This window comes from Mycobacterium kansasii ATCC 12478 (assembly GCF_000157895.3).
GTDB lineage: Bacteria > Actinomycetota > Actinomycetes > Mycobacteriales > Mycobacteriaceae > Mycobacterium > Mycobacterium kansasii.
This window is the reverse complement of sequence record NC_022663.1, coordinates 1,609,278-1,624,728: the sequence shown is the minus strand read 5'-3', so window position 1 is coordinate 1,624,728 and position 15,451 is coordinate 1,609,278. Positions and strand designations below refer to the sequence as shown.

The following is a 15,451-nucleotide window of genomic DNA, read 5'->3' as shown; positions in this document are numbered from 1 at the left end:
CAGGCATGGACGCTATTACCCAAGTGCCGGTCCCGGTCAACGAGCCGGTGCATGACTATGCGCCGAAATCGCCGGAACGCGCCCGGCTGCGGACCGAGCTGGCCTTGCTGTCCGATCATCCGATGGACCTGCCGCACGTCATCGGCGGCCGACACCGGATGGGCGACGGCGAGCCGGTCGACGTCGTCGCACCGCACCGGCATGCCGTGCGGCTGGGCACCCTGACCAACGCCGACCATGCCGATGCGGCGGCGGCGATCGCGGCCGCGATGGCCGCCAAAAACGCTTGGGCCGCTCTGCCTTTCGACGAGCGTGCCGCGGTGTTCCTGCGCGCCGCCGATCTGCTCGCGGGGCCGTGGCGGGAAAAGATCGTCGCCGCCACCATGCTCGGCCAGTCGAAGTCGGTGTATCAGGCCGAGATCGACGCGCCCTGCGAGCTGGTGGATTTCTGGCGATTCAACGTCGCGTTTGCCCGCCAGATCCTGGCCCAGCAGCCGATCAGCGGCCCAGGGGAGTGGAACCGCGCCGATTACCGTCCGCTGGACGGCTTCGTCTATGCGATCACGCCGTTCAACTTCACCTCCATCGCGGGTAATCTGCCCACCGCGCCGGCACTGATGGGCAACACCGTGGTGTGGAAACCGTCGATCACCCAGACCTTGTCGGCCTATCTGCTCATGCAACTGCTCGAAGCCGCGGGGTTGCCGCCGGGTGTGATCAACCTGGTCACCGGCGACGGCTTCGCGGTTTCCGAGGTGGCGCTGGCCGATCCGCGATTGGCCGGCATCCACTTCACCGGATCGACGGCCACCTTCTGCCACCTGTGGCAGCAGGTCGGCGCCAATATCGGCCGTTACCAGAGCTATCCGCGGCTGGTGGGGGAGACCGGCGGTAAGGACTTCGTGGTGGCACACCCGTCGGCGCAGCCGGATGTGTTGTCCACCGCCTTGATTCGCGGAGCATTCGACTATCAGGGCCAGAAATGCTCGGCGGCGTCGCGGGCGTTCGTCGCTCACTCGGTGTGGCAGCGGATGGGTGATGCCTTCCTGGGCGCCGTCGCCGAGCTGAAATACGGTGACATCACCGACCTGTCGAACTATGGTGGGGCGCTGATCGACCGGCGCGCTTTCATCAAGAACGTCGACGCGATCGAGCGGGCCAAGGGAGCGGCCGGTGTCACGATCGCGGTTGGCGGTGAATACGACGACAGCGTGGGATATTTCGTGCGTCCCACGGTATTGCTATCCGACGACCCGACCGACGAGGCGTTCGCGACCGAATACTTCGGGCCGGTGCTGGCGGTGCACGTCTATCCCGACGGGTACTACGAACGCATCCTCGACGTCGTCGATACCGGTTCGCGCTACGCGCTGACCGGCGCAGTCATCGCCGACGACCGCCGTGCGGTGCTGACGGCACAAGACCGGCTGCGGTTCGCCGCGGGCAACTTCTATGTCAACGACAAGCCGACCGGTGCGGTCGTCGGGCGCCAGCCGTTTGGTGGCTCGCGCGGATCGGGCACCAACGACAAGGCGGGTTCGCCGCTGAACCTGTTGCGTTGGACCTCGGCGCGCACCATCAAGGAGACGTTCGTCCCGGCAACCGACCACCACTACCCGCACATGGCTGCCGACTGATGGCCCGACTGTTCGCCCGCACCCTGCGCCCGGCCCTGCTGGCGGCCGGACGGTCCGATAGGTTGCGGCTCATGACCGGGCGCTCGTCGGTGACCCGGCGGGTGGTGCGCCGGTTCGTGCCCGGTGAAACGCTGGATAGCGTCCTGGAAGTGGTTGCCGCGCTGCGTGATTCGGGCCGCTATGTCAGCATCGACTACCTCGGTGAGAATGTCACCGACACCGACGGCGCCGCGGCCACCGTGCGGGCCTACCTCGACCTGCTCGACGCGCTGGGCCGGCGGGCGGACACGGCATTCGACGGTGTGCGGCCGCTGGAGGTGTCGGTCAAGCTGTCGGCGCTGGGGCAGGCGCTGGATCGCGACGGCCCGAAGATCGCCTTGGACAATGCCCGCACTATCTGCGAGCGGGCCGAGCAGGTCGGGGTGTGGGTCACCGTGGACGCCGAGGACCACACCACCACCGATTCGACCTTGTCGATCTCGGGTGACCTGCGGGTCGACTTCGGTTGGTTGGGCACGGTTGTGCAGGCCTACCTGCGACGCACGCTCGCCGATTGCCGAGAGCTGGCCTCGGTGGGCGCTCGGGTCCGGCTGTGCAAGGGCGCCTACGACGAGCCCACAGCGGTGGCCTACCGGGACGGCGCCGGGATCACCGACTCCTACCTGCGCTGCCTCCACGTTCTGCTGTCCGGCTCCGGGTATCCGATGGTGGCGTCGCACGACCCGGCGATCATCGGCGCGGCCGTCGGCATGGCTGCTGAAGGACGTCGTACCGCACGTGATTTCGAATTCCAGATGCTGTACGGCATCCGCGACGACGAACAGCGGCGCCTGGCCACCGCCGGTAATCAGCTGCGGGTGTACGTGCCGTTCGGCGGCCAGTGGTACGGCTATTTCATGCGACGCCTGGCCGAGCGCCCGGCGAACCTGGCGTTTTTTCTGCGCGCCTTGGCGCATTGAGTGCGTCGGGTGTGTGTTGGTGACGTCGGGTGTGCATTGGTGGCGTCGGGTCTGCATTGGTGGCGTCGAGTGTGCCCACTGGGCGGGTTTTCTGGCGGCTCAGCCGCCCTCACTGCACACTCGACACCGCAGCCGCACACCCGAAAGCCCTAGCCGCACACTCGACGCCGCAACCACCCACCCGACGCCGGCCGCATACTCAGCGCAGCTTCGACGCGGCCCGGGACCGCGGCCGGTCACCGCAGAAACCCCGTACCACATGCGCACGCACGAAATCGGCTACGGCTTCAGGGGCATCGGGGTCGTCCAGATTGCGGATCGGCGAAGGCGTGGTGAACAACGAGAATAGGATGCGGGCCAACCACTCTCCGGCGGCCTCGATATCGAGGTCCTTGCGCACCTCGCCGGTGAGCTTGGCCGCGGCGAGGTAGGGCGCGAAGAAGTCGACGCTTTCGCGCAGCAACTCGGCGGCATCCTTGGTCAGCAACAGGTTGATCGCATCTTCATCGACATAGGTTGCCGACGCGATCGCGCGCCGCGCTCGAGTCACGAATACCGCCGCGCAGCAGAGCTTTTCCTCCAACGTGCTCACCCGGCTCATGGACTGGGCCATTTCGCGGTAGAACTGGTGGGAAGCATGTTCGGCACAGGACTCGACAATGGCTGCCTTGTCCGGGAAGTACTCGTAGACGGTGCTGCGCGAAACCCCCGCCAGCCTGGCGATGTCGACAATGGTCGCCTTCTGCAGTCCGTGCTCGCGGAAACAGACGTATGCGGCCCCGATGATGAGCTCGCGCGTATCGCCCGCCTGGATCACCGCAGAAGCCCGCGTCGTCACGCGCTCACCCGGCCTGCGCGAGAATCAGGCCGCTGGTGGGCACCCCGGTTCCCGACGTGACCAGGACATGTTCGACGCCGTCGACCTGGTTGCGGGAGGTGCCGCGCACCTGACGAACCGCCTCGGTGATGCCGTTCATGCCATGGATGTAGGCCTCGCCCAGCAGACCACCGTTGGTGTTGATCGGCAGCATGCCGCCCAGCGACAGGTTCTCGACGGTGGCGAAGTCCTTGGCCTCACCGCGCCCGCAGAAGCCGAGCTCCTCGAGCTGAACGAAGACAAAAGGCGTGAAATGGTCATAAATAAAGGCGGTTTGGATGTCGGCGGGTTCGAGACCCGAATCCCGCCACAGCCGCCGGGCCACCACCCTCATCTCCGGCAGGCCGGTGATGTCCTCGCGGTAGTAGCTGGTCATCATCTCGCCATCGGAGGCGGCGCCCTGGGCGGCCGCGGTGATCACCGCCGGCGGCTGCCGGAGATTCCGGGCTCGGGCAGCGCTGGTCACCACCAGCGCAACCCCGCCGTCGCTTTCCTGACAGCAATCCAGCAGGCGTAGTACGGGTTCGACGATCCAGCGCGAGTTCTGGTGATCTGCCAACGTGATCGGGCGCTGGTAGAACCACGCGTCGGGATTGCGGGCCGCATGGGCCCGGTCGACAACGGCAATCGCACCGAAGTGCTCGTTGGTGACGCCGTAGGTCGACATGTAACGCTGGGCGTGCAGTGCCACCCATGCTGCCGGAGTAAGCAATCCGAACGGCGCGTAATGCGCCATGAACAACGGGGTTTCGCCGCTGGTGCGCCCGCTGCCGCCGAACCGCATACCGGAGCGCTCGTTGAACGCGCGATAGCACACCACCACCTCGGCGACACCCGTGGCGACCGCCATCGCCGCGTGCGCCACGGTCCCGGCGGCCGCGCCGCCGCCATGGGGCACCCGGCTGAAGAAGTCGAGATCGCCGATACCGACGTTGCGGGCGACCTCGATCTCGTCGCTGGCGTCCATGGTGAAGGTGACCATGCCGTCGACGTCGCCGGGCGCCACACCGGCGTCGTCGAGTGCGGCGCTGACCGCCTCACACGCCAATTGCAGCTCGCTGCGCCCGGACTCCTTGGAGAACTCGGTCTGCCCGATTCCCGCGATGGCCGCGGCGCCGGCCAGCGAGCCGGTCATGCACCCGCCCGGTCGAGCAGGCTGAGCACCGCGGTGCCGGACACGTGCTTGCCCAGGCTGTTGGCGGCCTGAAACGTCACTTCGACGAAGTTCTCGCCACCTGAGCCCGCCGACTTGGCCGTCACGCTGCCGGTGAAGCGTAGCGGGTCGTCCGGAAAGCACGGTACGCCAAGGCGAATCGAGAGGTTCTTGACCATCGCCTCGGGCCCGGCCCAGTCGGTGAGGAAACGGACACACAACCCGTTGGTGGTCAGGATGTTCATGAACAGGTTGGGCGAACCCTGCTTGTTGGCGTAGTCACGGTCGTGATGCACCGGCATGAAGTCCCGCGATGCGATCGCGCCGGCGACGATAACTGTTGCGGTGACCAGGATCTCGAGCGGAGTCAGCTCGTCCCCGACGGCCACGTCGGACCATCTCAGAGTACTGGTCGCGGTCATCGAGATTCTCCCGCGACCGGGGGGCCGGGCCGGAATTGGTGCAGCACCAGGTCGTTCTCGAAGGTCTGGTAGTACACCTCGACCGGCATCCCGACCACGACGTCAGCCGGATCGATGTCACCCAGATTGGACACCAGCCGCACCCCTTCGGCCAGTTCCACCAGCACGACGATGTAGGGGTAATCGAAGAATGGAAACCGCGGCTGGTGCGGCATCACGTAGCTGTAGACGGTGCCGCGGCCCGACGACTCGGCAACCGTCCAGTCCACGGAGCGGCACCCGGGACACATGGGGCGTGGCGGGTGACGCAGCGCTGTGCATCCGGTGCAGCGCTGGATCAGTAGTTTGTGCTCACGCAGACCGCGCCAAAAGAACTCGGTGTCCGGGCTGATTGCCGGTGCCGGCCGGGTCGCCATCAGCGCTTCGGCCTGAATCGCAGGACCCGGAATCGCTGGCGGCCCAACACCTCTGAATGCTGGTCGACATAGGTCGTCACCCAGGTGAGGAAGAAGCCGGTGCCCAGCGCGGTCTCCTTTTCGTCGGAGACGTCCTCGTACACCGTCATCGCACTGATCACGTCGCCCAGGCGCGGGTAACGTTCGATCTCGAACTCCGAGTTCACCGCCACCGTGCTGGTGTAGCCGGCCTCGTCAAGGAAGGCCGTTGGATTGCAAGTGATTTCGGTCGGAGTTCCGCCCCGCTCCCGGATCCCTTCGAGCTTCGGCGCGGGCATCGTCCAGGTCTGCAGCATGACCGGCGGCGACACGATGCCGCCGAACCTCGACGTGGCCGCGAACTCCGGATCCAGGTACACCGGGTTCATGTCGTCGAGCGCATGCGCCCAGTGCCGAATCATCGGTTGATTGACCGGATCCGGCGCCACCAAAGGCTTTCCGGTACCACCGGTGTGCTGCCCGACGAGAGCGCGCAACTTGGCGCGGAACTCGGCTGACGGCACGGCGCCCTCCCGTCGCAGATCGATCAGAACCAGCGAATCCGACACATCGACACAAGGTGTTCGCCAACTGTGTTTACTCGTGTACGGCGTTGCTTGTCAATATGCCTGAAATTGCCGGTAATTCGGGCTAGCACTCGTTGACTCCGACCTGTGACCGGTGTACACCAGGTGTTGATATGACCGATATGCGGTTTGGGGATGCAGATGGCTGAATCACCTCTTGTCGACACCTACCAGCTCTATATCGGCGGACGCTGGGCGGAACCGCACAACGGCCGCTACGACGACATCTCGCCATCGACCGGCGCGACGATCGCCACCGCGCCGGACGCCAGCGTCGGCCAGGTCGCCGAGGCGATCGAGGCCGCCCGTCGCGCATTCGACGAAGGTTCCTGGCCGGCGATGAGCCACCAGGAACGCGCCGCCTGCCTGACTCAGCTCGGCGAGGCGCTGAAACAGCATGCCGACGAGTTCTTCGCGCTCTCCCAAGCCGAATGGGGCTGCACCACCAACGAACGATCAATGCAGATCGACAGCGCGTCCTTCATCGCGCAGCGCGCCGGCCAACTCGCCACCACGCTGCGCGAGGAGCCGATCGGATCGGTAGGCGCCGGTGCCACCGTGCTGTGTCACGAGCCGCTGGGTGTGGTCTCCATCCTGACGCCGTGGAACTTCCCGCACAGCCTCAACGTCATGAAGCTCAGTCGGGCCCTGGCGGCCGGCAACACCGTCGTGCTCAAGCCGTCGCCGCTGACCCCGCTGGCCGGGTTGGCGCTGGCCAAGGTGATCGACGAGCACACCGACATCCCGCCCGGGGTGGTCAATGTGGTCACGCCCGGCAGTATCGAGGCCAGCAAGCTGCTGGCCGTCGATCCGCAAATCGACATGGTCAGCTTCACCGGCAGTTCGGCGGTCGGGCGGGAGGTGATGGCCGCCGCGGCCGGCACCATGAAGCGGGTCCTGTTGGAATGCGGCGGCAAGTCGGCGAGCATCGTGCTCGACGACGCCGAGCTGACCGACGAGTTGCTGCAGCGGATGCTGTTCGAGTCCTGCCTGTTGCATGCCGGTCAGGCCTGCATCCTGCACAGCCGGCTGCTGCTGCCCGACGCGATGCACGACGACGTCGTCGACCGGCTGGTGGCACTGGCGCGTCAGGTGAAAGTCGGCGATCCCGCCGATCCGGAGGTGCAGATGGGCCCGCTGATCAGCGAGCAACAGCGGCAGCGAGTCGAAGGGTTGGTCTCCCGGGCGCTCGGCGACGGCGCCACCCTGGCCACCGGCGGCCGGCGCCCCCCAGCGCTGGAAACGGGCTTCTATTACGAGCCGACGATCCTGACCGGCTCGACCCCGGACGCGACCATTGCGCAGGAGGAAGTCTTCGGGCCGGTGTTGACCGTCATGCGTTACCGCGACGACGACGAGGCGGTCGCGATCGCCAACAACTCGCAGTACGGCCTGTCCGGCGCGGTGTGGGGTACCGACGCCGAACGCGCCGTCGGTGTCGCTCGCCGCATCCGCACCGGCCAGATCGCGGTGAACGGGTTCGGTCCCGGCGACGCGCCGTTCGGTGGTTTCAGGCAGAGCGGCCTGGGCCGTGAGGGCGGTGGAATCGCCGGCCTGCACCAGTACATGGAGCCCAAGGCGATCGGGATGCCCGCCTGACGGGAGGCTGCGAAAGGCGCCCATCCGGGACCCGTCCCGGATTGTCACGAGCAAAGTCCGCATGCGAAGCTCTCGGGATGGTCGTCGCAATTGCCCGTCCCAAGATCGAAGGAAACATCGCGGTCGGGGAGGATCGCCAGATTGGTTTCGCCGAGTTCGGCGCCCCGCAGGGACGTGCGGTTTTCTGGCTGCACGGCACCCCCGGTGCCCGCCGGCAGATCCCGACCGAGGCCCGGGTCTATGCCGAACACCACAACGTCCGGCTGATCGGTGTCGACCGGCCCGGCATCGGCTCGTCGACCCCGCATCAGTACGAGACCATCTCCGCGTTCGCCGACGACATGCGGACCATCGCCGACACCCTCGGAATCGAGAAGATGGCCGTCGTCGGCCTGTCCGGCGGGGGCCCCTACACGCTAGCCTGCGCCGCCGGGCTGCCCGACAAGGTCGTGGCCGCCGGGGTGCTCGGTGGCGTGGCACCGACACACGGTCCCGACGCGATCAGCGGCGGCGTGATGAACCTCGGTGTGCGGGTGGCGCCGTTGCTCAAGCTGGGCGGGAGCCCGCTGCGGCTTTCCGCCAGCCTGCTGATCCGGGCGGCCCGGCCGGTCGCGTCCCCGGCACTGGACGTGTACGCACTGCTCTCACCCCAGGCCGACCGGCATCTGCTGGCCCGTCCCGAGTTCAAGGCGATGTTTCTCGACGACCTGCTCAACGGCAGCCGCAAACAACTGGCCGCGCCGTTCGCCGACGTCATCGTGTTCGCCCGGGACTGGGGATTCCGGCTCGAGGAGGTGACGGTCCCGGTCCGTTGGTGGCACGGCGACCACGACCACATCATCCCGTTCTCCCACGGGGAGCACGTCGTTTCCCGCCTGCCCAACGCCGAGCTGTTCCACCTTCCGGAGGAAAGCCACCTCGCCGGGCTCGGCCGCGGCGAGGAGATCTTGGCGACCATGATGAAGGTCTGGGACGAGGAGGGCTGACCCATGTCCACGACCAAACCCGTCAGCGCCCCGCCACTCGCGCTCTATCTCACCGACATCCCGCGTGCGGTGGCCGAGTACGGGCAATTGGTCAGTGTCCTGCCGCTGCGCCGGATGCTGCCGGTCGGCGACGGGCACCCGGTTCTGGTGCTGCCCGGCCTGCTGGCCGGGGACGGTTCCACCTGGACGTTGCGGCGGCTGCTGGGCCGCCTCGGGTATCGGGCCCACGGCTGGGGCCTCGGCCGCAACATCGGCCCTACGCCCGAAGCGGTGCGCGGCATGGAACTGCGCCTCGAGGAGCTGCACGCAAGCTACGACGTTCCGCTCACCCTGATCGGCTGGAGTCTGGGCGGCATCTTCGCGCGCACGCTGGCCCGCCGTCACCCGGAGGCGGTGCGTCAGGTGATCACCCTCGGCAGCCCGTTTCGCATGGAGGACGAAGGCCAGTCCCGCGCGACCCCCAGCTTCAAGCGCTACGCCCACCTGCACTCCGAACAGCACGCGCTGCCATTGAAGTCCGAAGCCGAACCCATGCCGGTCCCCACGACGGCGATCTACTCGCGCTTCGACGGCATGGTCGCGTGGCAGACCTGCATCAATCCGCCCGGGCCGCGCAGCGAGAACATCGCGGTACTGGCCAGCCACATCGGTTACGGACACCATCCGGCGACGGTGTGGGCCATCGCCGACCGGCTGGCGCAACCGCGGGGCAGCTGGACCCCGTTCCGTCCGCCGGCGGTGTTGCGACCGCTGTTTCCCGGCTCGTCGAAGACCGCCGCTGCGGCCGCCGACGGGTCTGGGTAGCCTGCTCAGGTGCTGCTGGCCTCACTGAACCCCGCCGACCTTTCCACCACCGACATCGCCGACGCCATCAGCATCGACGGCGTCACGCTCAGCCGCAGTGACCTGATCGGCGCCGCAACCTCGGTGGCCGAGCGGGTCGCGGGCGCGCACCGGGTCGCGGTACTGGCCACGCCGACCGCCGCCACGGTGCTGGCCGTCACCGGTTGTCTGCTCGCCGGTGTGCAAGTCGTCCCGGTACCGGCCGACGTCGGTGTGGCCGAACGTCGGCATATGCTGGCCGACTCCGGTGCGCAGGCGTGGCTGGGACCGGTACCCGCCGAAACCGAAGGGCTACCGCACATTCCGGTCCGGTTACGCGCCCGGTCCTGGCACCGTTATCCCGAACCGTCACCCGATGACGTCGCGATGGTGATCTACACCTCCGGCACCACCGGCCCGCCCAAGGGCGTGCAGTTGAGCCGGCGCGCGATCGCCGCCGACCTCGACGCGCTGGCCGATGCCTGGCAGTGGACCGCCGATGACGTCCTGGTGCACGGGTTGCCGATGTATCACGTCCACGGCCTGGTCCTCGGTCTGCTCGGCTCGCTGCGCGTCGGAAATCGGTTCGTGCACACCGGAAAACCGACGCCGGCGGGCTATGCCGCAGCGGGCGGCACCCTGTATTTCGGGGTGCCGACGGTGTGGTCGCGGGTGGCGGCCGACCAGGCTGCCGCCGAGGCGCTCAAACCGGCGCGGTTGTTGGTGTCCGGCAGCGCGGCACTGCCGGTGCCGGTTTTCGACAAGCTGGTCGCGGTCAGCGGGCACCGGCCCATTGAACGCTACGGCGCCTCGGAATCATTGATCACCGTGTCGACCCGGGCCGACGGCGAACGTCGCCCCGGGTGGGTGGGCCTGCCGCTGGCCGGCGTGCAGACCCGACTGGTCGACGACAACGGTGACCCGGTCCCGCATGACGGCGAAACCGTTGGCAGGCTTCAGGTTCAGGGCCCGACGATGTTCGAGGGCTACCTGAATCGGCCGGATGCCACTGCTGAAGCCTTCGACGCCGACGGTTGGTATCGCACCGGTGACGTCGCGGTCGTCGATGCCGGCGGCATGCACCGCATCGTGGGGCGAGAGTCGGTCGACTTGATCAAGTCGGGCGGATTCCGCATCGGCGCAGGCGAAATCGAGACGGTGCTGCTGGGGCATCCGGATGTGGCCGAGGTCGCGGTCGTCGGGTTCCCCGACGCGGACCTGGGCCAGCGCATCGTTGCCTACGTCGTCGGCTCAGCCAACCCGGATGACTTGATTCAGTTTGTCGCCCAGCAGCTTTCGGTCCACAAGCGCCCGCGTGAGGTGCGGATCGTGGAGTCGCTGCCGCGCAATGCGCTGGGCAAGGTACTCAAGAAGCAATTGCTGTCGGAAGGCTGAACCGGCTCGAATTGGCCGCGAATTGGCCGCGAATTGGCCGCGAATTGCTAAGCCGGCACGCCGTCGCCGTGACGAGCGGGTCCGGGGAGGTTGCCGATGTCGCTGCCGCGCCACCTCAGGGCTTCGAGGGCGACGGCGACCTCGACGGAGGTGCGGCCGAGTGGCCGCGGCAGGAGTCGTTGAGCGGACTCGATTCGGCGCAGCAAGGTGTTGCGGTGCGTGTAGAGGCGTTTGGCGGCGCGGGAGGCGTTGCACTGCTCGTTGATGAACGTCAGCAGGGTCGTTTGCAGCTCCGGGCTTCCCGATTCCAGGTCCCCGAGCGTGCTGGAGATGAATTCGCTTGCTGCTTGCGGGTTTTGGGTGACCAGAGCGACCATCTGCACGTCGGAGAAGAATGCCACCCGCTGGCCGGACTGTAGTCGCATCAGGGTGCGCTGGGTGGTCAGCGCCTCGAGGTGGCTGCGCTGGAACCCTCCGGTCCCGGTTGCGGTGGTTCCAATGGCGATGCGTGCCCCGGCGGTGCTGTCCAGTGCCCGCTCAACCGCGGCGATGTCGAGGCCGGCGGCGTCGGCCAGCCACACCCAGCGGGTGGCCGCACTGGCGACCACGGTGAGCTGTTGCGCATAGCCCACAGCGTGGCTGAACGCGTCGGCGGCACGATCGAGATCGCCGTGGTTGCCGTCGATCTCGTCGCTCCAGACGATGGCTGCGGTGTGCGCCCGGTTCAATGGATAGCCCAGCCGAGCCTCGGCGCGCTCTCGGCTGATCGGGGCGCCCTCGAGAAGGAGCCCGACCACCTCGAGGCGCTCGGCATGGCTGCCACGGTTGAGTTCGTGGTGTTCGAGCTGGATTTGGGCGGCGATGCCGGCAAGTGTGGCCTCGATGAAGTCGTTGACCGACCGGGCGGAGACGTCGAGAAGCTCACGCAGCTCCGCCGGATCGGCGGTGAGGTCGAACGCAATGTGCAGCCACAGCCGCCAGGCGATGTATTCCCCGGTTCGATAGACGTCGTGCGCCAAGGTGTCCAGGCCCCGGCGCACCAGGTCTCGGGCCATGCGAAGCGGCTCCGCACCGAGGTTGGGCGGCACCGGCGCGCCGGGGTCGCGCATATTGGCGGCCGCCCAGTGCACCAGGTTGGCGCGGTTGGCCTTTTGGACAACCTTGGCCAGGACAGGATCATCGGCGATGGCCGGGTTGGCCGCGACGGTGGCACGATCCAGCTCCGTGATCCATTCCGGGCCGGGGTTGAGGGCGATCCGGGCTCCTTCTCGGATGAGCTCACGTATTCGCGGCGAGGGTCGTTGCCGTACCACGCGCTGATTCTAGGATCGGCATGTGGTGCCACAGGTGATCGATTTCCGCTTTGTGGCGGGATTTAACCGTTTGTCGCCCTTGGTCTCTCGGATTCACGGCAGCAATGCCTTGTCCGTTTGCCGCCGATGTGGTAGCCGACACAGCCGCAGTGGCGGATTGGCGAAGCCGCTGGTTGCGCGGGCGCGAAACCACTTGACCGCGTGGGTCGGGAAGGCCGTTGCAGTGGCCGGCTGACGGGACCCGACAGTTATGCTCGTCGGGAGGCAAACGGTGATCCGGCAACCAAACCGGTTAGGGCGGCGCCGATCCGCTCAACTCAGGCTGAATATATCTCGGCCACGGCTCGATTGGCGTGGCTCCGCCGCGAGAACCGAGCTCATAGAGCATCCCGGTTTGGAACGGGTTGCGGCGCAGTACGATAGCCGACCCATGATGAGCCAGCGGCCCCCGGTCCGGACAAAGTGCCGCGCTGTACCCACGGTGCACTTTGCACCTGCGACCGGGTTCTGTTGGGAAGATTTCACCGCTGGCCCGACCCGTTGGTGCGTTTTGCACCTCCGGGCGGCCGGTTCGGGTGAGATTAACCTGTTGCCGTCGTTGCGTGTTCGCCATCATCAGCGCCAGTTCATCACCGCGGACCCGACCCGTGGCGGAGAGCTTGGGCCACCGGTGACCCGACGATCAACCTGCATTGCCGGGCGAGTGCCCGGCCTCTCGAGGAGGTAACCGCATGTCCTTCCTGACGGCACAACCAGACGTCTTGGCGGCCGCAGCCGCCAACCTCGGGTCGGTGGGTGCGGCGCTGAGCGCCGGCAATTCCGCTGCCGCGGCTCCGACGACGGGTGTGTTGCCCCCCGCTGCCGACGAGGTCTCGGCATTGGTAGCAGTGCAGTTCGCGGCGCACGCCGCCACCTATCAGGCGGTGAGCGCGAGGGCCGCCGGAATTCATGATCAGTTGGTGGCCACTCTTGCCGCGAGCGCCGGTTCGTATGCCGCCACGGAAGCCGCCAACGCCGCGGCCGCCCAGTAACCGACGGTGTTCCGAGAATAGGACTGAAGATGGATTTCGGAGCTTTGCCGCCGGAGATCAACTCCGCCAGGATGTACACCGGTCCGGGTTCGGGCTCGCTTCTGGCTGCTGCGCAGGTTTGGGATGGCGTGGCTATCGATTTGTACAACGCCGCGTCCGCAGTTCAGTCCGTGATCTGGGGGTTGTTGGTCGGGCCGTGGCGGGGTACGTCGGCAGGCTTGATGGTCGCGGCGGCATCGCCGTACGTGACGTGGCTGGGTACCACCGCAGCGCAGGCCGAACTGACCGCTGACCAGGTCCGGACCGCGGCGACGGCCTACGAGGCAGCCTTTGCCACGACGGTGCCGCCGGCGGTGATCGCCGGAAACCGTATCCAGCTGTTGACGCTGATCGCGAGCAACCTTTTCGGGCAGAACACCCCGGCGATCGCGGTCACCGAGGCCGACTACGGCGAGATGTGGGCTCAGGACGCCGCCGCGATGTATGGCTACGCGGGTTCGGCGGCCGTTGCGGCGGAGACGCTGACGCCGTTCGACGAGTCCCCGGAGATCACCAATGCCGGCGGGCTGGTGCAGCAGGCCGGGGCGGTCGAGGAGGCCACCGATACCGCCGCGGCGAATCAGCTGATCTCCACGGTGCCGCAGGCGCTGCAACAACTCGCCGAGCCCGGGCAAGGCACCACACCCTTCACAGCAGTGGGCGAGCTCTGGAAGGCCATTTCGCCGCATCTGTCGCCGATCAGCAACATCGTGTCGATGCTCAACAATCACGTGTCGATGCTCAGTTCGGGCATGTCGATGACCAACACGGCAAGTTCGCTGTTGAAGGGCATGGCTCCGGCGGCCGCCCAGGCTGTTGAATCCGCGGTCGAATCGGGGGCCAGGGCCATGGGGTCGCTGGGGAGCGGGTTGGGTACCTCCGGGATCGGTGGTTCCGGGGTCGCGGCGGGTTTGGGCCGGGCGCTGTCGATCGGCTCGTTGTCGGTGCCGCACGGGTGGGCGGCGGCGAATCAGACGGTCGTCCCGGCGGCCCGGGCATTGCCGTTGGCCGGTGTGGCGACTGCTGCCGAAACCGGACCAGCGCCCATGCTCGGTGGGTTGCCGCTGGGCCAACTGGCCAACGCCGGCGGTGGCAACGGCGTCAGTGGCGTGCTGCGGGTCACGCCGAGGCCCTATGTCATGCCTCGGACGCCTGCCGCCGGGTAGCGGCTGAGTCGCGATGCGCGCGATGGCGGGCCGTTTCGAGACGCGTGCTCAGACGATTGAGGACGAGGCCCGGTCGATGTGGGTGTCCTCTCCAGTGTGGGCTGGAACGGTCCGTGCTCGGCGCGGTAATCACACCGTTCACACGAATCTCAGGCGATGGTACCCGGCTTGCCCGTATCTGAGCGACAAGCCAAGGTGCGCAACGGATTTGTCGCTGACAGCCGGGCATTTCTGATGAGTCAACGCGGACCCCGAAACCCTGGACGCTGGTGTAGCTGATGTGACCGTCGCAGTTGCGTGCTAGAACTCGCGCATCGGCGATCACGATTCTCTAGCCAGGGGTACGTCGTCGGGTGTGCGGGGCAATGCATAGAGCGCCATCCGGCGATTCGCCATGTCGTGTTCGCCGAGAAATGCACAGCCAGCGCTCTCACAGAACCTGCGCGCCATCTTGTTTCGGTAGTCCGGATCGAACATGACTCGCCGGCATCGCGGTTCGGCGTTGAGCACACTGGCCACCAAGTGCGGCAACACGAATTGGGCGATTCCCTTGTTCATGATCTCCGGGTCGGCCATACCGGCGTGTATGCCCAGGTCATAGGGAGCCCACTCGTACCGGGTGGCGATGGAATCCTTGGCAGCCCAATAGAGTTCGACGTAGGCGTGGTCTTGTCCGTCAATGCTGCCGATCATCGGTCGCGAGTAGCTGCCGTCGAGCTGGGCGCGCAGGTAGCGCTGCCACCGCGACACCGGCCACACGTACTCCCATGCTTCGGCCAGATGGGGCCGGCGCATCCATTCTGCGATCATGTCGGCGTCGGTATCGGGATCGGCCAGCCGGAATGCGTATGGTTGGGGCACTTCGGGTCGGGCGGGCGGCGGCGGGATGTTGCGGACCTCGTCGGGTAGGTCGGTCAGTTCCCGGGGCAGGATCACGTCGGGTTCACTCATGTCTCTCGGGTTTCGGTTGTTGTCCGCTGATGTCCTAGGTGTCGCGATTCGGGAATCAAAATCACGGGGTCACCGGTGCC

Annotated in this window: 15 protein-coding genes and 1 pseudogene; 9 read left to right on the top strand and 7 right to left on the bottom strand. The window is 67.0% G+C overall.

Annotation, left to right across the window (positions count from 1 at the left end):
- Positions 1-5 precede the first annotated feature (5 nt).
- Both pruA and MKAN_RS06895 read left to right on the top strand, forming a co-directional pair.
- Positions 6-1,637, top strand: a complete 1,632-nt coding sequence (pruA, locus tag MKAN_RS06900) for an L-glutamate gamma-semialdehyde dehydrogenase (protein WP_023366574.1) — start codon at positions 6-8, stop codon at positions 1,635-1,637.
- Positions 1,637-2,596: a proline dehydrogenase family protein gene (locus MKAN_RS06895; RefSeq protein ID WP_023366572.1), complete on the top strand. Its 960-nt coding sequence runs from the start codon at positions 1,637-1,639 to the stop codon at positions 2,594-2,596. The genes pruA and MKAN_RS06895 overlap by 1 nt, the downstream gene beginning before the upstream one ends.
- 199 nt (positions 2,597-2,795) lie before the next feature.
- On the opposite strand, the gene MKAN_RS06890 is transcribed toward MKAN_RS06895, so the two are convergent.
- Genes MKAN_RS06890 through MKAN_RS06870 form a run of 5 tightly spaced genes read right to left on the bottom strand, consistent with a single transcriptional unit; the run spans position 2,796 to position 5,931 of the window.
- Entirely contained in the window at positions 2,796-3,434 is a 639-nt protein-coding gene (locus MKAN_RS06890; RefSeq protein WP_036392468.1) for a TetR/AcrR family transcriptional regulator, read from the bottom strand.
- A 4-nt stretch (positions 3,435-3,438) separates the two neighbouring features.
- Entirely contained in the window at positions 3,439-4,608 is a 1,170-nt protein-coding gene (locus tag MKAN_RS06885) for a lipid-transfer protein (protein ID WP_023366568.1), read from the bottom strand.
- Positions 4,605-5,048, bottom strand: a complete 444-nt coding sequence (locus tag MKAN_RS06880) for a MaoC family dehydratase (protein WP_023366566.1) — start codon at positions 5,046-5,048, stop codon at positions 4,605-4,607. Before MKAN_RS06880 ends, MKAN_RS06885 begins: the two co-directional genes overlap by 4 nt.
- Positions 5,045-5,464 (bottom strand): Zn-ribbon domain-containing OB-fold protein, encoded by a 420-nt coding sequence (locus tag MKAN_RS06875; protein WP_023366564.1) that lies wholly within the window; start codon positions 5,462-5,464, stop codon positions 5,045-5,047. Before MKAN_RS06875 ends, MKAN_RS06880 begins: the two co-directional genes overlap by 4 nt.
- On the bottom strand, positions 5,464-5,931 hold the full coding sequence (locus MKAN_RS06870; protein WP_332909375.1) for an FAS1-like dehydratase domain-containing protein: 468 nt from the start codon (positions 5,929-5,931) through the stop codon (positions 5,464-5,466). Before MKAN_RS06870 ends, MKAN_RS06875 begins: the two co-directional genes overlap by 1 nt.
- Positions 5,932-6,210: 279 nt before the next feature.
- Between MKAN_RS06870 and MKAN_RS06865 the strand changes: the two genes are divergently transcribed.
- From MKAN_RS06865 to MKAN_RS06850, 4 genes are all read left to right on the top strand, one after another.
- Positions 6,211-7,668, top strand: coding sequence for an aldehyde dehydrogenase family protein (locus tag MKAN_RS06865; protein ID WP_036392781.1), 1,458 nt, complete (start codon positions 6,211-6,213; stop codon positions 7,666-7,668).
- Between the two features lie 77 nt (positions 7,669-7,745).
- Complete coding sequence (locus MKAN_RS06860; RefSeq protein ID WP_023366558.1) at positions 7,746-8,654, top strand: alpha/beta fold hydrolase; 909 nt, start codon at positions 7,746-7,748, stop codon at positions 8,652-8,654.
- A gap of 3 nt (positions 8,655-8,657) precedes the next feature.
- A complete protein-coding gene (locus MKAN_RS06855; protein WP_023366556.1) occupies positions 8,658-9,458 on the top strand; it encodes an esterase/lipase family protein in 801 nt (266 codons plus the stop codon).
- Positions 9,459-9,467: 9 nt separating this feature from the next.
- Positions 9,468-10,871, top strand: coding sequence for an acyl-CoA synthetase (locus MKAN_RS06850; RefSeq protein WP_023366554.1), 1,404 nt, complete (start codon positions 9,468-9,470; stop codon positions 10,869-10,871).
- 47 nt (positions 10,872-10,918) lie between these two features.
- On the opposite strand, the gene MKAN_RS06845 is transcribed toward MKAN_RS06850, so the two are convergent.
- Positions 10,919-12,184 carry an Rv1453 family transcriptional regulator gene (locus MKAN_RS06845; protein ID WP_023366552.1) on the bottom strand — a complete coding sequence of 422 codons (1,266 nt, stop codon included), beginning with the start codon at positions 12,182-12,184 and terminating at the stop codon, positions 10,919-10,921.
- A gap of 731 nt (positions 12,185-12,915) precedes the next feature.
- Here MKAN_RS06845 and MKAN_RS06840 point away from each other — a divergent pair.
- The 3 genes and pseudogenes from MKAN_RS06840 to MKAN_RS31720 form a co-directional block, all read left to right on the top strand.
- Positions 12,916-13,215 carry a PE family protein gene (locus MKAN_RS06840; RefSeq protein ID WP_023366550.1) on the top strand — a complete coding sequence of 100 codons (300 nt, stop codon included), beginning with the start codon at positions 12,916-12,918 and terminating at the stop codon, positions 13,213-13,215.
- Between the two features lie 29 nt (positions 13,216-13,244).
- Entirely contained in the window at positions 13,245-14,420 is a 1,176-nt protein-coding gene (locus MKAN_RS06835; RefSeq protein WP_023366548.1) for a PPE family protein, read from the top strand.
- 13 nt (positions 14,421-14,433) lie between these two features.
- Positions 14,434-14,526 (top strand): annotated as a pseudogene (locus MKAN_RS31720) (WXG100 family type VII secretion target); the annotation flags it as partial.
- Between the two features lie 215 nt (positions 14,527-14,741).
- On the opposite strand, the gene MKAN_RS06830 reads toward MKAN_RS31720, so the two are convergent.
- A complete protein-coding gene (locus tag MKAN_RS06830; protein WP_023366546.1) occupies positions 14,742-15,371 on the bottom strand; it encodes a GNAT family N-acetyltransferase in 630 nt (209 codons plus the stop codon).
- Between the last annotated feature and the right edge of the window lie 80 nt (positions 15,372-15,451).